Source organism: Pseudonocardia autotrophica (assembly GCF_003945385.1).
GTDB classification, from domain to species: domain Bacteria; phylum Actinomycetota; class Actinomycetes; order Mycobacteriales; family Pseudonocardiaceae; genus Pseudonocardia; species Pseudonocardia autotrophica.
Genome location: NZ_AP018920.1, coordinates 5,896,550 through 5,918,162, shown reverse-complemented (window position 1 = coordinate 5,918,162; position 21,613 = coordinate 5,896,550). Strand labels below are relative to the sequence as shown.

2 protein-coding genes (1 of these 2 only partly in view) are annotated in these 21,613 nt (G+C 77.4%); both read left to right on the top strand.

Translation table 11 applies throughout. The annotated features are described in order from the left end of the window. The first annotated feature begins 5 nt into the window (after positions 1 to 5). On the top strand, positions 6 to 20,720 hold the full coding sequence (locus Pdca_RS37655; protein WP_085912933.1) for a non-ribosomal peptide synthetase: 20,715 nt from the start codon (positions 6 to 8) through the stop codon (positions 20,718 to 20,720). Beyond that, a protein-coding gene (locus tag Pdca_RS27395; protein WP_085912934.1) for a non-ribosomal peptide synthetase crosses the window boundary here: on the top strand, positions 20,720 to 21,613 show its beginning. It continues 8,292 nt past the right edge of the window; 894 of the gene's 9,186 nt are visible here — the first part of the coding sequence; its start codon is at positions 20,720 to 20,722; its stop codon lies off the right edge, out of view. The genes Pdca_RS37655 and Pdca_RS27395 overlap by 1 nt, the downstream gene beginning before the upstream one ends.

Genomic DNA, 21,613 nt, shown 5'->3' with positions numbered 1-21,613 from the left:
CCTCCATGTCCGCACGCGTCCCGACCTCGCTCGCGCTGCCGCTGACCGCCGCCCAGACCGGCATCTGGGTGGACCAGCAGCGGGACCCGGCGAACCCGGCGTTCGTCACGGCCGAGCAGGTCGAGTTGCGCGGTTCACTCGACGCGGACGCGCTGCGGGCCGCGGCGGCGTCGGCGGCCGGCGAGGCGCCGTGGCTGGGCGCCCGGTTCGAGACCCTCGACGGCGGGCGGGTCGTCCAGCACCCCGGGAGCTGGCCGGCCGGTTGCGAGCTGGTCGATCTCACCGGCCACGACGACCCGGCGGTGGCCGCCGCGGCCTGGACCGGCGCCGACGTACGGCGTCCGCTCGACCCGCACAGCGAACCGCTGCTGCGCCAGGCGTTGCTGGTGCTCGGATCGCAGCACCACCTCTGGTACGTGCGCGCCCATCACCTGCTGCTCGACGCCTACGGCTACAACCTGCTCCGCCGCCGGGTCGTCGAGCTGTACCGGGCGACGGCCGGCCCTGCCGGCGGTACTGCCACCGGCTCGTCTGCCGACTCTGTCGCGGCCGCGCCCGCCGGCCCGGTTGCCGGCCCCGCCGGTTCTGCCGCCGCCGCGCCCGCCGGTCCGCCCGCCGCCCGCTACGGCGAGCTCGCCGCCGTCGTCGAGGCCGACGCGGCCGATCTCACCGATCCGGGCCGGGCCGCGGCCGAGGAGTTCTGGACCGGACGGCTCGACGGCGCCGTGCCCGCCACCCTCGCGGCGGCACCGGCCGCGAACCCGGCCCCGGCCCGCGAGCTGCACCGGGCCGATGGCGAGCTCGACGCGACGTCCACCGCGGCGCTGCGGGAGACCGCGCAGGCCGCCGGGGCCGGCTCGGTGGAGATCGTCGCGGCCGCGGTGGCCGCGCTGGTGTGGCGGCACACCGGGGCCGCGGACGTCGTACTCGATCTCCCGGCGATGCAGCGGCTCGGGACCCCGGCGAGCCGGGTCCCCACGACCGCGGTCACCGTGCTGCCGCTGCGGGTCCGGACCGGCCCGTCGGCGACCCCGGCCGGGCTCGTCGCCCGGGTGCACGACGAGCTGCGCGCGGCCGCGGCACACCGCCGCTACCGCGGCGAGGACCTGCGCCGGGCGGTGCGCGCCCGGGCCGGACGCGAGCCCGCCCCGGCGCTGGTGGTGAACGTCAAGCCCGATCCCGGCCGGGTCCGGCTCGGCGACGCCACCGGCGAGGTGCACGAGATCGCCACCGGCCCGGTGCGCGACCTGATGGTCACCGCCCGGCTGCGCTCCGGGGACGCGCCCCGGCTGGTGATCCGGGTCGACGCCGACGCCGCCCGGTACACCCCCGAGGAGGTCGAGTCGCACCGGGACGTGCTGCTCGCGCTGCTCGCCGAGGCCGCCGCCGATCCGCACCGGGCACTCGGGGAGCCGGTACCGGGTGCAGCGGTGCCGTCTGTGCCGTCTGTGCCGGCCGCCGACGGGCCGTCCGGGGCCGCCGTCCCGCGCGCCGACCGGGAGCGGCAGGTGATCGCCCTGGTCGCCGAGCTGCTGGAGACCGATCCGTCGGCGGTCGACGCCGACACCGACCTGTTCGCCGCCGGCGGGCACTCGCTGCAGGTGCTCTGGCTGGTCGCACGGCTGCGGGAGGAGCTGGGCGCGGATGCCGGCGCCGACATCCCCGGGCTGACCGTGCAGGCGGTGTTCGACCGGCCGACCGTCCGGGAGATCGCGGCCCTGCTGCCCGCCGAACGACCCGCCCGGCCCGCCACCGCCACCCCGGGCCCGATGCCCCGCCCGGACCGGCCCCCGCTCTCGCCGGCCCAGCGCCGGATCTGGTCGTTGCAGCGGATCGAGGCCGACGCGAGCTACGCGGTGCCACTGACCGTGCAGCTCACCGGCCCGCTGGACACCGCAGCGCTGCGCGTCGCGCTCGGCGACGTCGTCGCCCGGCACGAGGCACTGCGCACCCTGCTCCCCGACGACGGCGGCGAGCCGTGGCAGCAGGTGCTGCCCGCCGCCGCGGTCGCCGCACCGGAGCTGCCGCTGCGCGAGACCGCCGGGACCGGTGCCGCCCGGGACGCCGTCCGGGAGCTGGCGGCCACCCCGTTCGACCTGGCCACCGAGCTGCCGTGGCGGGCCGCGCTGCTGCGCACCGGAACCGATCAGCACCTGTTCGCGCTGGTGCTGCACCACGTCGCGGTCGACGACCGGGCGCTCGCCGTGCTGGTCGACGACCTCGCCGCCGCCTACACCGCCCGCCTCGCGGGCGGACCGCCGGCGCTGCCACCGGCCCCCGGCTACATCGACGCCGTCGCGTCCGCGGCGGCCCGCTTCGGCGACCCGGCCGATCCGGCGTCGCGCGCGCACGCCGCGCTCGGGCACTGGCGCACCGTCCTCGACGGGGCACCCGCCGAGACCACCCTGCCGGCCGACCTGCCCCGGCCCGCGGTGGAGAGCCATCGCGGCGCGGTGGTCCCGTTCACCGTGGACGACACGCTCACCGCCGCGGTGCAGCAGCTCGCCGCCGGCACCGGCACCACCTCGTTCCTGGTGCTGCACGCCGCGGTCGCCGCGCTGCTGCACCGGATGGGGGCCGGTGACGATCTCCCGCTCGGCGTGCCCGTCATCGAGCGCGGCGCCGACGCCACCGACGTGGTCGGCCTGTTCCTCAACACCGTCGTGGTGCGCACCGACGCCGGCGGCGACCCGTCGTTCCGGGAGCTCCTCGCCCGCGTGCGTACGGCCGGGCTGGACGCGCTCGCGTTCCAGGACGCCCCGTTCGACCAGGTGCTCGACGCCGTCGCACCACCGCGCTCGCTGGCCCGGCACCCGCTGTTCCAGGTGCTGGTCAGCCACCAGCACGAACCGGCGCACCGGCCGTCGTTCGGCGGGCTCGCCGCCCGCACCGCGATCGTCGAGACGCCGACCGCGAAGTTCGACCTCACCGTGCGCACCGTGCAGACCGGCGGCCGGATCGAGGGCGAGCTGGAGTACGCGACCGACCTCTACGGCACCGCGACGATCGAGGCGTTCGCCCGGCGGCTGCACGGCCTGCTGGAGGCGGTCACCGCCGATCCCGACCGCCGGCTGTCGGAGCTGCCGGTGCTCACCGACACCGAGCGCACCGCGCACGACGGTGCTCGGGCCGCGACCGCGGTCCCGGCGCTGCCCGGGCTGCTCCCGGACCGGTTCGCCGCGGCCGTCGCCTCCCATCCGGAGCGTCCCGCGCTGACCTGCGCCGGTGCCACCCTCACCTACGCCGGGCTGGACGCCGCGGTGAACCGGCTGGCCAGGGCGCTGTCCGCACGCGGCGCCGGCCCCGGCACGCTGGTCGGGGTGTTGCTGCCGCGCGGCACCGATCTGGTCGTGGCGGTGCTCGCGGTGCTGCGCTGCGGGGCGGCGTACGTCCCGATGGACCCCGGCTATCCGGCCGAGCGGGTTCGCACGGTGCTCGCCGACGCCGCACCCGTGCTGCTGCTCACCACGACCGACGTCGATCCGGGTGCCGGTTCCGGCCCGGTCACGCTGCTGCTCGACGACGCCGCGGTCCGCGCCGAGCTCGCCGGGCTGCCCGCCGATCCGCCGCCCGCCGTCGTCACCGACCCCGAACAGCTCGCCTACGTGATCTTCACGTCCGGCTCGACCGGGCGGCCGAAGGGGGTCGCGGTCCGGCACGGCGGGCTGCGGAACTTCCTCGACGACATGGCCCGCGACCTGGGGACCGGTCCGGATCAGTGCTGGCTGGGCGTGACGACGCCCGCGTTCGACATCGCCGCGCTGGAGCTGTTCGCACCGCTCGCGCACGGCGGCCGACTGGTGCTGGCCGATCCGGCCGAGGCCGGTGACCCGGTGGCGCTGCGCGGGCTGGTGGCGCGGCACCGGATCGACCACGTGCAGGCCACCCCGTCGCTGTGGCGGGCGCTGCTCGACGGCGCGGGAGACACCTTCGCCGGGGTGACGGCAATGGTCGGCGGGGAGGCGCTGCCGGCGGACCTGGCGGTCGCGCTGCACGCGGCGAGCGCCCGCACCGTCAACCTGTACGGCCCCACCGAGACCACGATCTGGTCCAGCCGCTGGCCGGTCGATCCGGCCGTCGCCGGCCCGCCGCCGATCGGCGTCCCGCTGGCCAACACCACGCTGTCCGTGCTGGACCACCGGCTGCGGCCGGTGGCGACCGGCGTCGTCGGTGACCTCTACATCGGCGGTGACGGGCTGGCCCGCGGCTACCACGCCGACCCGGTCCGGACCGCCGAGCGGTTCGTCGCCGCCCCCGGCGGGGAGCGGATCTACCGCACCGGTGACCTGGCCCGCCGTCGCGCCGACGGGATGCTGGACTTCCTCGGACGCTCCGACGACCAGGTGAAGCTGCACGGGTACCGGATCGAGCCCGGTGAGATCGAGGCGGCCCTGCTGGAGCAGGAGGTCGCCGCGGCGGCCGTGGTGGTGCGCGAGACGGCGCCCGGCCGGCCCGCGCTGGTCGCCTATCTGGTGCCGCGCGGCACCGCCCCGGACCCGGCCGGAGTCCGGGCCGCGCTCGGGGCCCGGCTGCCGGAGTACATGGTCCCGGCACATGTCGTGGTGCTCGACGCGCTGCCGCTCACCCCGAACGGCAAGCTGGACCGGGCCGCGCTCCCGGCCCCGCAGCTCACCCGCTCCGCGGAGCGCCGGGAACCGTCCGGGCCGGTCGAGCGGAGGCTGGCCGGGCTGGTCACCGAGCTGCTCCCGGACGCCGACGGCATCGGCGCCGACGAGGGCTTCTTCGATCTGGGCGGCGACAGCATCGCCGCGATCATGCTCGCCGCGCGGGCCACCGCGGCCGGGATCCCGCTGACCCCGCGCGAGGTCTTCCTGAATCCGACGGTCGCCGGGCTGGCCCGGGTCGCCGCCGTCCCGGGCGGGGCCGCGCCGGCCGCGCAGTCACCCGACCTCTCGGCGGCGGAGTCGCCCGGAACCTCGGCAGCGCTGTCGCCTGCCGGCCCGACCTCGGCACCGCTGCTGTCCGAGCCGATCCCGGCTCCGGCGCTGCCCGAGCCGACCGCTGCGGAGCGCGTCGAGCTGGCCGCCGCCGTGCCGGGACTGGACGCGGTGCTGGCCTGCAGCCCGCTGCAGGAGGGCCTGCTGTTCGAGGCCGAACGCGCCGGGCGGGCCGGTGACCTGCACATCGTGCAGTGGTTCGTCGATCTCGATCCGTCGCTCGCCGACCCGGAGCGGCTCACCGCCGCCACCGCCGCGGTGGCCGCGCACCGGCCCGCGCTGCGCACCGCGTTCCGCCGGACCCGCTCCGGGCGGCCGTGGCAGCTGGTGCTGCGCGAGGCCGTCCCCGAGCTGAGCGTGCACCGCGGCGCCGATCCGGACACCGTCGCCGACCTCGAACGGGCCCGCTCGTTCGATCCGGCGACCGCGCCGCTGCTGCGGCTGGCGCTGGTCACCGGCTCGGACGCGCCGCGCCTGGTGATCACCCACCACCATCTCGCGCTGGACGGCTGGTCGGTGCCGGCCGTGCTGGGCGAGATCCTGCAACGGGCCGCCGCGGGAGCCGACGGCCCAGCCGAGGCCGACACAGCCGAGGCCGGCCCAGCCGAGGCCGGCCCAGCCGAGGCCGACACAGCCGGGTCCGACACAGCCGGGACCGACACGGTGGGCGACGGCACGGCCGGGCACGCGGATCTGCTCGCCCGGCTGGCCCGGCGGGCGGGCCGCGACCATCCGGCGGCGGTCGCGGCCTGGGCCGCCGCGCTGGACGGGCTCGACGAGCCATCGCTGCTGGTGCCGCCCACCGCACCGGGCACGGCGGCCGATCCGGACCAGCTCGACGTCGAACTCGATCCGGAGCTGCAGCGCCGGGTGCTCGCCACCGCGCGGGCCACCGGGGTCACCGTCAACGCCGTCCTGCAGTGGGCGTGGGGTCTGCTGGTCGCCCGGCTCACCGGGCGATCCGAGGCGGTGCTCGGCGCCACCTCGGCCGGGCGGCCCGCCGACGAGCCGGGCGCGGCCGAGGCAGTGGGGATGTTCGTCAACACCGTCGCGGTCCGGGTGCGGCTGCGGCGCGGCGAGACCGTCGCGCAGAGCCTGCGCCGGCTGCAGCGCGAGCAGGCCGAGCTGATCGAGCACCAGCATCTCGGCCTCGCCGAGCTGCACCGGATCGCCGGCCTGCCCACGCTGTTCGACACGTTCGCGGTGTTCGAGAGCTACCCGTTCGACGGGCTGCGTGCCACCGGCGCCCGGGTCGTCGGCGGACGGGACGCCTCGCCGTATCCGCTGGGCGTGGTCGCGCTGCCCGGCGACGGGCTGCACCTGCGGCTGCGTTACCGGCGCGGGCCGGTCACCCCGGCGGACGCGGCGGTCGTCGCCGCGCGGCTGCGGACGGTGCTGTCCGCGCTGGCCGACGACCCGCACACCCCCGTCGACCGGATCGGGGTGTGCCCGCCCGAGGAGACCGCGGCGCTGCTGCGTGCCGCCCAGGGCCCGGCCACCGCCCCGGTGGCGACGCTGCCGCAGATCGTCGGCGGATGGGCGGACCGCACGCCGGACGCCCCCGCCGTGCACGGACCGGACGGCCGGCTCGGGTACCGGGAGCTGATGGACGCCGCGGCCCGGCTCGGGCACGAGCTGGTCGCCCACGGGGTGCGGCCGGAGCAGGTGGTCGCGCTGGCGCTGCCGCGCTCGGCGGAGCTGGTCGTCGCGATGCTGGCGGTGCACCACGCCGGTGCCGCCTACCTGCCGCTGGACCCGGGGCTGCCCGCGGCGCGGGTCGCCGCGACCGTCGCCGACATCGGCCCGGTGCTGCTGCTGGCCGGGGAGTCGGTCCCGTCGGGTATCCCGGACGCGCTGCCGGTGCTGCGCCCGTCGGACCCGCAGACCGCCCGCCGGATCGCGGCGCACCCGGTCACCGCGGCCCGCCCGGTCGACCCGGCCGGTGCCGCGTACCTGATCACCACGTCCGGCTCGACCGGCACGCCGAAGAGCGTCGTCGTCGGGCACACCGGGCTGGTCGCGCTGTCCGAGACGCTGAACGCCGCGCTGGGCACCGGGCCCGGGCACCGGGTGGCGCAGTTCGCCTCCGCCGGGTTCGACACCTCGGTGTGGGAGCTGGTGATGGCGCTCGGCGCGGGCGCCGAGGTCGTCGTCGTCCCGGACTCGCGGCGGCTCGGCACCGCGCTGTCGGAGTTCCTGCACACCGAGCGCATCACGCACCTGACCCTGCCGCCGGCCGCGCTCGCCGACCTGCCGGTCCCGGACGGGGTGCCGCCGGGCGCGACGATCGTCGTCGCCGGTGAGGCCTGCCCGCCGGACCTGGCCCGGGCCTGGGCGGCCACCCACCGGGTGGTCAACTCCTACGGCCCGACCGAGACCACGGTCGACGCCACGATCTTCGACGTCGCCGAGGGGATCGAACCGGCCGCGCACGCGTTGCCGATCGGCCGTCCCGTGTACGGCACCGGCACCCACGTGCTCGATCCCGATCTGCGGCCGGTGCCCGACGGCGGGATCGGCGAGCTCTACGTCAGCGGCACCGGCCTGGCCCGCGGCTACCTCGGCCGGGCCGGGCTCACCGCGACCCGCTTCGTCGCGCATCCGTGGGGACCGCCCGGTGCGCGGCTCTACCGCACCGGTGACCTGGTGCGGCGCGGCCCGGGCGGGCTGCTCGTCTACGCCGGCCGCACCGACCACCAGGTCAAGATCCGCGGGTTCCGGGTGGAACCGGGCGAGGTCGAGGCCCGGCTGACCGAGCGCCCGGAGATCGACCGGGCACTGGTGACGGCCCGCGACGCCGTCCTCGTCGCCTACGTCACCGGCCCGGGTCCGGTCGACCCGCCGCAGGTCCGCGCCGAGCTGGCAGCGACGCTGCCCGAGCACATGGTCCCGGCGTTCGTCGTACCGCTGGAGGCGTTCCCGCGCACCCCGAACGGCAAGATCGACCGGGCGGCGCTGCCGGCGCCCGCGCCGGTCGGCGGTACCGCGGTGCGCGGCCCGCGTGACGCCACCGAGCAGATCCTGCGCGACCTGTTCGCCGAGGTGCTCGACCTGCCCGCGGAGTCGGTCGGGATCGACGACGGATTCTTCGACCTGGGCGGGCACTCGCTGCTCGCCACCCGGCTGGTGGCCCGGTTGCGCGCCGCGACCGGCGCCACGATCGGCCTGGGCGCCCTCTTCGACACCCCGACCGTCGCCGGGCTGGCCGCGCTGGTCGGTGACTCCGGGACCGCCGGGGCCCGCGGTGCCCGGAACGCCGCGGTGAGCCGGCCGGAGCGGATCCCGGCCTCGCCGGGGCAGCGCCGGATCTGGTTCCTGGACCGGATGCTCGGCGACGGCCGCTCCGCCGCGACGTCGTCGATGCCGCTCGCGCTGCGGCTCGACGGCGAGCCGGACCCGGCCGCGCTGCACGCCGCGCTGGGCGACCTCACCGACCGGCACGAGTCGCTGCGCACCCTGCTGGTCGACGACGGCGGACAGCCGTGGCAGCACGTCCTGCCCGCCCCGGTGCCGGTCGGGCTGGAGTTCCGCGCGCCCACCGCCGACGAGCTGCCCGGCGTGCTCGCCGAGATCGCCGAGCACCGCTTCGACACCGCCACCGAGATCCCGCTGCGTGCCTGGGTGCTGCTCACCGGCGACCCGGCCGGCGCGGAGTCGGTGCTGGTGCTGGTGCTGCACCACGCCGCGGGTGACGAGGGCTCGGTCGCGCCGCTGCTCGCCGACCTGGACACCGCCTACACCGCCCGGCTGCGCGGCGTCGCCCCGGACTTCGCGCCGCTGCCGGTGCAGTACGCCGATCACACACTGCGGCTGGCCGACGTGCTCGCCGACGCCGACGGCCCGGCCGCCGCCGACCTGCGGTACTGGCGGGAGCGCCTGGCCGGGGCACCGGCCGAGCTGGAGCTGCCCCGGGACCGCCCGCGGCCCGCGGTCGCCTCCTACGCAGGCGTCGACGTCGAGTTCCGGATCGATCCCGGCCTGCACCGCGGGATCCGCGAGCTCGCCGCCGCCTCCGGGACGACCGTGTTCATGGTGCTGCACGCCGCCGTCGCGACCGTGCTGCACCGGCTCGGGGCGGGTACCGACATCCCGCTCGGTGCTCCGGTCTCCGCGCGCCCGGACCTCGGGGACGATCTCGACGACCTGGTCGGGCTGTTCCTCAACACCGTGGTGCTGCGTACCGACGTGTCCGGGGACCCGTCGTTCCGCGCCCTGCTGGAGCGGGTGCGGGTAGCCGACCCGGAAGCGTTCGATCACGCCCTGCTGCCGTTCGAGCGGCTGGTCGACGAGCTCGCCCCGGCCCGTTCGACGGCCCGGCACCCGCTGTTCCAGGTGATGGTGCTGCACCAGCGGCGCCGGTCCGCGACACCGCCGCTCGGCGGGCACCCGACCACCGAGATCCCGATCGGCACCGGCACCGCCCGGTTCGACCTCACCGTCGGGTTCCGGGAGAACGACGACGCCGACGGCCTCGACGGCGTCGTCAACGCCGCCGCCGACCTGTACGACCGGTCCGGTGCGCAGGCGCTGGCCCGGCGGGTGGTGCGGGTGCTGGCCGCCGCGGTCGCCGACCCGGACGCCCCGGTGTCCGGCCACGACGTCCTCGACCCGGGTGAGCACGCCGTGCTGGCCGGGCTGACGGCGACCGCGGCCCGTCCGCAGCCGCAGCTCGTGCCGGAGCGGATCGCCGCACAGGCCGACCGGCATCCGGACCGGGTCGCGGTCCGCGCGGGCGACCGGGTGCTGGGCTACGGCGAGCTGTCCGCCGCCGTCGACCGGCTGGCCGCGGAGCTGGCCGCGCGTGGCGCCGGGCCCGATCAGGTGGTGGGGATCGCGTTGCCGCGCACCGCCGACCTGGTCGTCGCGGTGCTCGCGGTGCTCCGCACCGGTGCCGGCTACCTGCCGCTGGACCCGGACTACCCGGTCGAGCGGCTGCGCTTCATGCTCGACGACGTCCGTCCGGTCGTGGCGCTCGCCGACGCCGGCGCAGCGCAGCGGCTGGCCGGGGCCGGTGTGCCGCTGCTGGACCCGACCGCCCTGCCCGCCACACCGGCGGTACCCGTGCCGCCGGTGGCACCGGATGCGGACCGGACCGCGTACATCATCCACACCTCAGGCTCGACCGGCCGCCCCAAGGGCGTGCTGGTCCCGCACGGTGCGCTGGCGAACTTCGCCGACGCCACCGCCGAGCTGGTCCCGCTCACCGCCGCCGACGTCGTCGTCGCGGTCACCACGCTGTCGTTCGACATCGCGGTGCTGGAGATCCTCGTGCCGCTGTCGGTCGGCGCGACCGTGGTGCTCGCCGACTCCGGCACCGTGCGCGATCCGCGGCTGCTCGACGACCTGCTGACCCGGTCGGGCGCCACCGTGCTGCAGGCGACGCCGTCGCTGTGGGCGGCACTGCTCACCGACCACGGACGGAACCTCGCCGGGGTGACCGCGCTGGTCGGCGGCGAGGCGCTGCCGGGAGCGCTCGGCGAGCTGATCGCCGCCCGCACCCGCACGGTCCGCAACATGTACGGGCCCACCGAGACCACCGTGTGGTCGACCAGCGCCGTCGTGCGCCCGGGGGAGCCGGTCACCATCGGCGCCCCGCTGCGCAACACCGGTGCCTTCGTGCTCGACGCGCGGCTGCGTCCGGTCCCGCCGGGCGTCCCCGGTGAGCTGTACCTGGCCGGGGCCGGTGTGGTCCGCGGCTACCACGGTCGCCCGGCGCTGACCGCGCAGCGGTTCGTCGCCTGTCCGGCCGACGGGGCGGCCTTCGGCGCCGCCGCGGGCGGCCGGATGTACCGCACCGGGGACCTGGTCCGGGTGCGGGCCGACGGGGCCCTGGAGTTCCTCGGCCGGGCCGACGACCAGGTGAAGGTCCGCGGTTTCCGGATCGAGCTCGGCGAGGTGGAGGCCGCGCTGGCCGCCGCCCCCGGGGTGGCCCGTGCCGTGGTGACGGTGCGCGGCGACGCGCTGGTCGGGTACCTGCTGCCCGAGCCGGACACCGGGACACCGGACACCACGCGGGTGCGCGAGTCGGCCGCGCGGACCCTGCCGGGGCACATGCTGCCCTCGGTCCTGGTGGCGCTGGAGTCGCTGCCGCTCACCCCGAACGGGAAGGTGGACCGCTCGGCGCTGCCGGACCCGGTCGCCGCACCGGCCCCGGCCCGGACCGCGCCGCGCACCCCGGTCGAGGAGACCCTGGTCGCGCTGGTCGCCGAGGTACTCGGCCGCGATCCCGGCACGGTCGGGGTGGACGACGACTTCTTCGCGCTCGGCGGGCACTCGCTGCTCGCCACCCGCCTGGTGTCCCGGGTGCGCGCGGTGCTCGGCGTGGAGCCCGCACTGCGCACGGTCTTCGAGGCGCCCACCCCGGCCGGCCTGGCCGCGCGGCTGGCCGACGGCGACGATGGGGACGGCGACGGCGCAGGGGAGGGGCGGACCCGCCCGGTGCTGCGCCCGGCCCACCGCCCGGACCCGATGCCGCTCTCGCCCGCCCAGCAGCGGCTGTGGTTCCTGTTCCGGCTGGAGGGCCCGTCGGCGGTGTGGAACGTCCCGCTGGCCGCCCGGCTGCGCGGACCGCTGGACGTGACCGCGCTGGAGGGTGCGCTCGCCGACGTCGCCGCCCGGCACGAGTCGCTGCGCACCGTCCTCCCGGACACCGCGGGCGTGTCCCGCCAGGTCGTCCTCGATCCGGCCCCGGTGCCGCTCGCCGTGCACCCGGTGCCCGATGGGGCCGATCTCGACGCGCTGCTGCGCGACGCCGTCGGTACCCCGTTCGACCTGGCCGTCGACCGGCCACTGCGCGCGGTGCTGCTGCGCCGCGGCGCCGACACCGACACCGACACCGACACCGACACCGACACCGACACCGACGCCGACACTGACGCGGTGCTGGTGCTGGTGCTGCATCACGTCGCGGCCGACGAGTCCTCGGCGGTCCCGCTGCTGACCGACCTCGGCACCGCCTACGCCGCGCGCTGCGCCGGGCGGCCCCCGCAGCTGCCGCCGCTGCCGCTGCAGTACGCCGACTACACGCTCTGGCAGCGGGAGCTGCTCGGCGAGCCGGGCGATCCCGGTTCGCTCGGTGACCGCCAGCTCGGCTGGTGGCGCGGGCAGCTGGCCGGTGCGCCGGAGGAGCTCGCCCTGCCCACCGACCGGGCCCGACCGGAGATCGCGTCCGGCCGGGGTGGTTCGGTGCTGTTCACCGTCGACGAGCCGACCGCGCTCGCGCTGCGCCGGGTCGCCGCCGAGCACGGCGCGTCGATGTTCATGCTGGTGCACGCCGCGTTCGTCGCGGTGCTGGCGCGCAGCGGCGCGGGCCGCGACGTGGTGCTGGGCACCCCGGTCGCCGGCCGGCCGGACGCCGCGCTGTCCGAGCTCGTCGGGTTCTTCGTCAACTCGCTGGTGCTGCGCACCGACGCCACCGGGGACCCGTCGTTCGGCACCCTGCTGGAGCGGGTCCGGGAGACCGATCTGGCCGCGTTCGGCCGGGCCGACGTGCCGTTCGAACGGGTCGTGGAGGCACTCGCCCCGGCCCGCCGCCCCGGCCGCCATCCGCTGTTCCAGGCGACCGTCACCTACCGCACCGCCGTCGGGACCGATCTCGGGCTGCCCGGGCTGGTGACGCAGCCCCAGGAGCTGCCCGATCTGCACGCCAAGTTCGACCTGTCGCTGCTGGTCGGCGAGCCCGAGCAGGGCGGGCACCTCGATGGCCTGCTGCGCTACGCGGCGGACCTCTACGACCGGGACACCGTCGCGGTGCTGGTCGGCCGGCTGGAACGGGTGCTGGCTGCGGTCGCCGCCGATCCGGCGGTACGGCTGTCCCGGCTCGATCTCGGCGATCCGGCCCAGCCCCGCGGCAGCGTCCGGGAGGTGACCAGGGCCGACCTGGCCACCCTCGCCGGGCGGGGACCGGCGGCCGATCCGGACACCGAGGCGGTCCGGGTCGCGGGTCCCGGCGGCACCGTGCTCACCCGGGCACAGCTGCGCGAACGGGTGGACGCGCTCGCCGCGCGACTGGCGGCCCGCGGAGCCGGACCGGAGACGGTGGTCGGCACCGGCTTCCCGCGTGGGGCGGACGCGGTCGTCGCGCTGCTCGCGGTCGCCGCGGCCGGTGCGGCGCACCTGCCGCTGGACCCGACGCTGCCCGCCGCCCGGCTGGCACACATGATCGGCGACGCCCGGCCTGCGCTGCTGGTCACCGACGCCGCGGGCGCCGACGCGCTGCGCGAGCCGGCCGGTGACACCGAGCTGCTGCTGCTCGACGACGATCCGGCCGATCCCGGGCCGCGCGCCCCGCTGTCGCGGCCGGATCCCGACCATCCCGCCTACCTGATCTACACCTCCGGATCGAGCGGGCTCCCGAAGGCGGTCGTGGTGCCGCACGCCGGCCTGGCGTCGCTGGTGGAGACCGCCGCGGACTGGGGCTTCGGACCGGACTCGGTGGTGCTGGCGACGTCGTCGCCGAGCTTCGACGTGTTCGTCTACATGGTGACGGCGACGCTGGCCCGCGGCGGCCGGCTGGTGCTGGCCCCGGCGGGCGTCCCGGACGCCGCCGAGCTGGTCGGCTACGCCGCCGAGTACCGGGCCACGCACGTCGTCGCGCCGCCGGTGCTGATGGCCGAGGCGGTCCGGGGCGCCGCGGACGGCCCGGCGTTCCCGCCGGGCGCCACCCTGGTGGTCGGTGCGGACGCGCTGCCCGCGGCGTTGCTGCGCCGGCTCACCGCCACCCACCGGGTGGTCAACGCCTACGGCCCCACCGAGGCGACCGTCAACGCGACCAGCTGGTCGGCCGGCCCGGAGCCGGGCGGGATCGTGACCGACGGGACCGCCCCGATCGGCCTGCCCGACCCGAACGTCACCGCACACGTGCTGGACGACGGCCTGGCCCCGGTGCCGCCCGGTGTCGCCGGCGAGCTGTACCTGGGCGGCGAGGGGCTCGCCCGCGGTTATCACGGCCGGGCCGCGCTCACCGCGTCCCGGTTCGTCGCGGACCCGTGGTCCCCGGAGCCCGGGCGACGGCTGTACCGCACCGGCGACCTGGTGCGGCGGGCCGCCGACGGCACCCTGCAGTTCCTCGGCCGGACCGACGACCAGGTGAAGATCCGCGGTTTCCGGATCGAGCCGGGCGAGATCGAGGCCGTGCTGACCGGGCACGAGCAGGTCGGCGCCGCGGTCGTGCTGGCCCGCCGCGACGGGGCAGCCGATGCCGCCGCCCGGCTGGTCGGCTACGTGGTCGGCGAACCCGGCCGGCCCGCCCCGGCGCCGGACGCGCTGCGCGCGCACGTCGCGGCCCGGCTGCCCGAGCACATGGTGCCGGTGGCCGTCGTGGTGCTGGACGCGCTGCCGGTGAACGCCAACGGCAAGATCGACCATCGCGCGCTGCCCGCCCCGGACGGCGTCGCGATCGCGGCCGGCGCCGCCGGTGCCGCGCCCCGCACCCCGGCCGAGGCCGCGCTGGCGGCGGTCGTCGCCGAGGTGCTCGGCCTGCCACGGGTCGGTGTGGACGACGACTTCTTCGCGCTCGGCGGGGATTCGATCGTCTCGATCCGGCTGGTCGGCCGGGCCCGTGAGGAGGGCTTCGACCTGGCCCCGCGCGACGTGTTCACCGGGCGGACGGTGGCCGCGCTGGCCGCCGTCGCGGCGGAGCGGGCCGGGACGGCGGAGCCGGCCACCACGGCACCGGCACCCGGCGCGACCGGGCGGAGCGCGCCGACCCCGGTGCTCGCCGCGTTCGCCGCGGCCGGTGGCCTGCGGGCCCGCCGCTACGCCCAGACCAGGGTGGTCCGTACCCCGGCCGGGCTCACCGGCCAGGAGCTGGAGTCCGGGCTGGTCGCGCTGCTGTCCACACACGACGTGCTGCGCGCCCGGCTGCTGCCCGACGGCGGCCTGGACGTCCCGGAGCCGGGTCCTGTGCCCGGCGGGCTGCTCACCCGGATCGAGTGGGACGGCGACCCGGCCGGCACGGCGACCGCCGCCGAGGCCGCGGTGCAGCGGCTCGACCCGGTCGCCGGGCCGACCGTGCAGGCCGTCTGGTTCGACGCCGGCCCGGCCGCCGCGGGACGGTTGTTTCTGGCCGTGCACCACATCGCCGTCGACGCGGTGTCCTGGCCGATCCTGCTGGCCGACCTGCGCCGGACGGTGACGACCGGTGAACCGCCCACCCGCGGCGGCACCCCGTTCCGGGCGTGGGCGCACGGCCTGGCCGCCGCCGACGTCACCGCGGAACTGCCGCACTGGAGCGCGGCGCTCGGCGATCCGGCCGACGCCCGGATCCCGGGACTGGCGGTCCCGGCCGGTGCCACCGGCGCCGAGGTGCGGGACCGCACGCTGCGGCTGCCCGCCGAGATCACCGGGCCGCTGCTGGACGCGCTGCCCGGGTTGTACCGGGCCCGCACGGAGGACGTGCTGGTCACCTCGCTGGCGGTGGCCCTGGCCCGGTTCCGGGCCCGCCGCGGCGGCGCCGTGGACGCCCCGGTGCTGCTGGACCGCGAGGGGCACGGCCGCGACGAGGAGCTCGTCCCCGGTGCGTCGCTGTCCGGGACGGTCGGCTGGTTCACCGCGGTGCACCCGGTCCGGCTCGAGCCCGGTGCGCACCCGGACGCTGTCGTCGCGGGCGGCCCGGCCGCGGGCGCCGCGTTGCTCGCGGTCAAGGAGACCCTGCGCGCGGTCCCCGGCACCGGGACCGGGTTCGGACTGCTCGCCGGGCGGCTCCCGGCGCACCGGCCGGCGGTGCTGCTGAACTGGCTGGGCCGGATCACCGGCGCCGGGACCGACGGAGCCGACGGATCCGACGGGTCCGGGCCGGGCGACTGGAGCCCCGACAGCGGGTTCCCGGCCGTCGCCGCGGACGCCGACCGGCCGGTCACCCACGCGCTCACCGTCGACGCCTACCGGGCCGCGGACGGAACCCTCGCCGCCCGGCTGTCCTGGCCGTCCGGCGGAGCCGACGGCACCGGGACGGTCTCCGACGATGCCGTCGGCGAGCTGGCCGCCGACTGGGAGGCCGTACTGCGGGGCCTGGCCGCGCACGCCGGGACATCCGGTGCCGGCGGTGTCTCGCCGTCGGACTTCCCGCTGGTCACGCCGTCCGTCGAGGACCTCGCGGAGCTGGTCGCCGAGGCCGGTGAACCGGCGGATCTGCTCCCGGTCACCCCGCTGCAGCGCGGGCTGCTGTTCCACTCCGGGTTCGACGACACCGCAGGCGTCGACGTCTACACCACCCAGACCGAGCTGGAGATCGACGGCCCGATCGATCCGGAGCGGATGCGGGCCGCGCTCGGCGCGGTGCTCGCCGCCCAGCCGCAGCTGCGCGCCGGGTTCCGGCTGCTCGGCGACGGCCGGCACGTCGCGGTGGTGCCGCACCGGGTGGACGTGCCGCTGCGGGTGGTCGACCTGTCCGACCGGGACCACGGACCCGCGGAGGCCGAGGCGGGCCGGCAGGTCGCGACCGACCGGCTGGACCGGTTCGACCCGGCCCGGCCGCCGCTGGTGCGGCTGTTGCTGGTCCGGCTCGCCGCGGACCGCTGGCGGCTGGCCGTGACCACCCACCACGTCCTGCAGGACGGCTGGTCGGCGCCGTTGTTCATGCGTGCGGTGCTGGCCGGCTACGCGGGCGATCCGCTCCCGCCGGCCCGGCCGTTCCGGGACTTCCTGCAGTGGCTGGCCACCCGTGACGACGAGGCCGCACGTGCCGCGTGGGCCACCGCGCTGGCCGGTCCGCCGGAGCCGACGCTGGTGGCACCGGACGAGGTGCGCGGCATCCCGTCCGGGCTGCCCGCCGAGCTCACCACGACCCTGTCCGGTACGGACACCGGCGCGCTGACCGCTGCCGCACGCTCCGCAGGGGTCACGCTGAACACGCTGGTCCAGGCGGCCTGGGCGCTCGCGCTGGCGCGCACCCTGGGCCGGACCGACGTCGTGTTCGGCAGCACCGTGTCCGGCCGTACCCCGGACCTGCCCGGCATCGACGGCACCCTCGGACTGCTGATCAACACGGTGCCGGTGCGGGTGCGGCTGGACCCGCGCGAGCAGGTCTCGGCGCTGCTGGACCGGGTCCAGGCCGAGCAGGCCGAGCTGCTGGCGCACCAGCATCTCGGGCTCACCGACATCGCGCGGGCCGCCGGCACCGGGGACCTGTTCGACACCCTGCTGGTCTTCGAGAGCTACCCGGTCGACGACGACGCGCTGGCCGCCGCCGAGCGGGCGGCCGGGTTCCGGGTGTCCTCGGCCCGCGGCCGCGACGCCACCCACTACCCGCTGAACCTGCTGGTGCTCCCGGCCGGGCGCGGCGGGGACGGACTGGCGCTGACCCTGCGGCACCGGACCGAGCTGGTGGCCGCCGATGCGGCCGCCGCCGTGCTGGCCCGGACCGTCCGGGCGCTGCACGAGCTGGCGGACCGTCCGTCGGCACCGGTGGGTGGGCTGGACCTGCTCGATCCCGCCGAGCGGGCGCTGCTGCGCGCCGGCGGCGGCCCGGCCGGTGCACCGGAGCCCGCGCACACCGGTCCGCACGACCTGGTGGCGCTGGTCCGGGCCACCGTCGCGCGCACGCCGTCCGCGGTGGCCGTCGCCGACCGGGACACGCAGCTGGACTACGCCACGCTCGACGCGGCGTCGGCTCGGCTGGCCGGCCGGCTCGCGGCCCGCGGTGCGGGCCCGGAGCGGTTCGTCGGAGTGGCGCTGGGCCGCGGCACCGACCTGCTGGTCGCGTTGCTGGCGGTGCTGCGCACCGGCGCGGCGTACCTGCCGCTGGATCCGGAGTATCCGGCCGACCGGTTGCGGTTCCTGCTCGCCGACGCCGATCCGGTGCTCGTGGTCGGGACGACGGCGAGCCTGGCCGGCTTGCCGACGGCGGGCCGTGAGGTCGTCGTCCTGGATGGAGATGCCGAGCCGGACCCGGCACCGCCCGGGTTCGTGCCGGACGGCCCCACCGATCCGGACGCGGCCGCCTACGTGATCTACACGTCCGGCTCGACCGGACGACCCAAGGGCGTCGTCGTGTCGCACCGGTCGGCCGCGAACCTGGCGGCCTGGGCGGCCGCCGAGTTCGGTCCGCGCCGGATGCTGGCCAGCACCTCACTGAACTTCGACGTGTCGGTGTTCGAGCTGTTCGGGCCGCTGGCGGCCGGTGGCACCGTGTTGCTCACCGGGAACGCGCTGGATCTCGCGGTGCCCGGCGCGCCACCGGCCGGTGCCGACGGAGCGATCCTGTCCACCGTGCCCGCGGTGCTCGCCGGGCTGCTCGGCGGGCCCGGTGTGGTCGCCGAGCCGGGTTCGGTGGTGCTGGCGGGGGAGGCCTTCCCCGGTTCGCTGCTCGACGCGGTGCGGGACCGGTTCGGCTCCGATGTCGAGGTCCGCAACGCCTACGGCCCGACCGAGGCGACCGTGTACGCGACCGTCTGGCGGGACGGCGGCGAGCCGGTCCGGGCGACCGGGCTGCCGATCGGCCGCCCGCTGCCCGGCCTGCGTGCGCTGGTGCTCGACGGTGCCCTCGTCCCGGTCCCGGTGGGCACCGCGGGTGAGCTGTACCTGGGCGGGGTCGGGGTCGCGCGCGGCTACCTGAACCGGCCCGGCCTGACGTCGTCGCGGTTCGTCGCCGACCCGGCCGGTGCGCCGGGCGGACGGCTGTACCGGACCGGTGACGTGGTGCGCTGGCGCTCCGACGGCGAGCTGGAGTACCTGGGCAGATCCGACGACCAGGTCAAGGTGCGCGGGTTCCGGATCGAGCCCGGCGAGGTGGAGGCGGCGCTGTCGACCCACCCGTCGGTCGGCACCGCGGCGGTGGTCGCGTCGAGCGGCCCGGCCGGTGCCCGGCTGCTCGGCTACGTCGTCCCCGCGGCGGGTGCCGCCGCGCCGGACCCGGTGGCGCTGCGCGAGCACGTCGCCGCGCGACTGCCGGCGCACCTGGTGCCGTCCGCGGTGCTGGTGCTCGACGAGCTCCCGCGCAACGCCAACGGCAAGCTCGACCGGTCCGCTCTGCCCACCCCCGGTGAGCAGAGCAGAGCGACCGCGGCCGAGCCGGCACCGGTCCGGGGTGCCGACGACACCGAGGCGGTGCTGACCGGGATCGTCGCCGCCGTGCTGGGGCTCGACGAGATCGGCCCGCACGACGACTTCTTCACCCTCGGCGGCGACAGCATCGTCGCGATCGGGCTGGTCGCCAGGGCCCGCACGGCGGGTCTGCGGATCACTCCGCGGCAGGTGTTCACCGAGCGGACCGCCGCCGCGCTGGCCGCGGTCGCCGAACCGGACGGTGCGCCGGCGGTGACCGAGCCGGGTACCGGGGCGGTGCCGCTCACGCCGATCATGCGGGACCTGCTGGACCGGCCCGGGCCGGTCGGCCGGTACGCGCAGGCGCGGTTGCTGCGGGCACCGGCCGGTCTGGACGAACGGCTGCTCGCGGCCGCGGTGTCGGCGCTGGTCGCGCGGCACGACATGCTGCGGTCCCGGCTGGCCGGCGACGAGCTGGTCGTCGACCCGCCGGAGCGCGGCACCGGGCCGGGCGCGGTGTCCCGGGTGGACGTCTCCGGCTGGTCCGAACAGGACTGGCGGGACGGCTGGACCGGGCTGGTCGATCCGGTGCTCGACGAGCTCGACCCGCGCGCCGGGCGGATGCTGCGGGCGGTGTGGTTCGACCGCGGCCCGGACCGGGAGGGCCGGGTGTTCCTGGCCGTGCACCACCTGGCGGTGGACGGGGTGTCCTGGCGGGTGCTGGTCCCCGACCTGGCCGACGCGGTGACCGCGCTGGCCGGCGGCGGGGAGCCCGCGCCGCAACCGGTCCCGACCCCGTTCCGGCACTGGGCCCGCGCGCTGGTCGCCGAGGCCGGTGCCGGGCGCCGGCTGGCCGAGCTGGAGCACTGGCGCGACGCCGTCGTCCGGCCCGGGCTGCGGCTGGCCCGCCGCGACCTGGATCCGGCCGTCGACCTGGCCGGTGCGGAGCGCCTGCAGCGCACCCGGATCTCGGCCGCCGTCACCGGGCCGCTGCTCACCGCGCTCCCGGCGCTCTATCACGCCGGTGCCGGGGACGTGCTGCTCGCCGGGCTGGCGCTCGCCGTCGCCGGTGCCCGCAAGGACGAGCCCGGCAGCGCGGACGGCCTGGTCGTCGACCTGGAGGGGCACGGCCGGGAGGAGCAACTGGTCCCGGGGGCTGACCTGTCGCGCACCGTCGGCTGGTTCACCACGCTGTTCCCGGTCCGGCTCGACCTGGGCGGGATCGACATCGCCGACGCGCTGGCCGGCGGGCCGTCCGCCGGTGCGGCCGTGAAGCACGTCAAGGAGGTGCTGCGCACGGCACCCGACGGCGGGATCGGCTTCGGCCTGCTCCGCCACCTCAACCCGGCCACCGGGCCGGAGCTGCGCGGCCGGGCCCCGGACCTGCTCTGGAACTACCTGGGCCGGTTCACCGCCGGTGAGGACGGCGGGGCGTGGAGCGGCGCCCCGGAGGCCGGGGCGCTGGGCGGCGGCGTCGATCCGGCGATGGCGGCCGATCACGCGCTGCGGGTGACCGCGGTCGCCGAGGACACCCCGGACGGCCCCGAGCTGGCCGTGGTGTGGGCGTGGCAGCCCGGCGCCGTCGACGACGGCGAGATCACCGACCTGGCCCGGGCGTTCGCCGATGCGCTGGGTGCGCTCGCGGCGCACGCCGCCGATCCGGCGGCGGGCGGGCACACCCCGTCCGACCTCACCGCCGGTGGGCTGTCGCAGGACGAGCTGGACGAGTTCGAAGCGGAGTTCGGGTCGGAGTTCGACTCAGGATCGGAGGACTGGTGATGGCGGCGCCGACGCGTGCGACCGGGCAGCGGCAGGGGCGGGGCGGCCTGTCCGACGTGCTGCCGCTGTCGCCGTTGCAGGAGGGGCTGCTGTTCCTGGCGTCCTACGACGACCGCGGCGCGGACGTCTACACCGTGCAGATCGAGCTGACCGTGCGCGGCGAGCTCGATCCGGCGCGGCTGCGGGCGGCCCTGGCCGCGGTGCTGGCGCGGCACCCGAACCTGCGGGTGTGCCTGCGTCCGCGGCGCAGCGGCGAGTACGTGCAGCTCGTGCCGGAGCGGGCCGAGGTGCCGTGGACCGAGCACGACCTGCGCACCCGGCCCGATCCGGACGCCGAGTGGGCGCGGCTGTGCGCGCAGGACCGCGGGATCCGCTTCGATCTCTCCCGGCCGCCGCTGCTGCGGGCCGCGCTGGCCCGCACCGCCGCCGACGAGCACCGCTTCCTGCTGACCGTGCATCACCTGCTGCTCGACGGCTGGTCGGTGCCGCTGCTCGGCCGCGAGCTGTTCGAGCACTACGCGGGCCGCACCCCGCCGCCGGTCCGGCCCTACCGCGACTACCTGCGCTGGGTCACCGCACAGGACACCGACGCCGCGGCCGCCAGCTGGCGCGCCGCGCTGTCCGGTGTGGACACCCCGACGCTGCTCGCCCCGGGCGCGCCGCCGGCCGCCGGGGACCCGGCCACGCTGCCGGTCGCGCTCCCGCCCGGCCTGGCCGACGGCGTCGCCGGGCTGGCCCGCTCCTGCGGGGTCACGGTGAACACCGTCGTTCAGGCGGCGTGGGCGCTGGTGCTGGCCCGGACCCTGGGCCGGGACGACGTCGTGTTCGGCACCACGGTGTCCGGCCGGGTGCCCGAGGTGCCCGGCATCGAGTCGATGCTGGGCCTGTTCATC

Bases quoted from the DNA above. Each gene is read 5' to 3' on its own strand.
- Pdca_RS37655 (WP_085912933.1), top strand. From the start codon at position 6: ATGTCCGCACGCGTCCCGACCTCGCTCGCGCTGCCGCTGACCGCCGCC.